Annotated in this window: 1 pseudogene; it reads right to left on the minus strand. The window is 76.1% G+C overall.

Annotation, left to right across the window (positions count from 1 at the left end):
* A pseudogene (locus G3I65_RS38595) lies at window positions 1-866 on the minus strand (PucR family transcriptional regulator); the annotation flags it as partial.

Consider the following 866-nt stretch of genomic DNA (forward strand, 5'->3'; position numbering starts at 1 on the left):
CAGGTGCCGCCGGGCGGTCGCGGCGATCTCGCGCGCCAGTGCCAGCACCGCCGCGTCGGAGTGCTCGGGCAGGTCCGGCAGCAGCGCGTAGACGCGGCCGCCGATCACGCTCACCAGCGCGCTGCGCCGGTAGGCCGCCGTGTGCACGGCGATCAGGTGCACCAGCTCCGCGCGGCGCAGCTGCCGGTTGTCCGAGCGCTCCAGCGAGAACGCGAGCACCTGCGCCGGGCGCGACGGGTCGGCGCCGATGTCGTCCGCGACGGACTCCGCGTCCAGCCGCCCTTCCAGCAGGCTGGCCAGCAGGTCCTCACGCAGCCGCAGCTCGGGGCTCGGCAGCGTGCGAGCCCGGATGAGCTGCGGGGCGAGGGTCCGGCTCGCGCCGAGCAGGGCGGTCTCGGCGCGTTCGGTGAGCGGCTGGGCGCCCTCCTGGACCCAGATCGTGCCGAGCGGCTGCTTGCCGGCGTGGATGCCGGCCGCGATCCGGCGGCGGATGCCCAGCTCGGGGCGCTCGTCGATGCGCACGATCCCCTCGCCGGCGCGCAGCCGCTGGTAGACGCCCCATTCGCGGAGCATCGCGAGGTAGCGTTCCGGGCCTTCGCGGCCGAGGATCGACAGCCGCCGCAGCTCGTCCACCTCGTCGCCCGCCCGCGAGTAGGCGAGGACGCGGTTCGCGGTGTCCTCGATGCTGACCAGGCCGCCGGTGAGCGTCGCGATGGTCTGGGCCAGCGCGAACAGGTCGCCGAGCACCTCGCCGCTGGCCGCCTCGCCGCCCGCGCGGGCCGCCTCGACGACCCCGCGCGCCAGCGATTCGACCTGCTCCCAGCGCGCTTCGGTGCCGACGGTGAGCAGCGCGACGCCCGCGTCCG

This window comes from Amycolatopsis sp. SID8362, assembly GCF_010550475.1.
GTDB classification, from domain to species: Bacteria; Actinomycetota; Actinomycetes; order Mycobacteriales; family Pseudonocardiaceae; genus Amycolatopsis; species Amycolatopsis eburnea.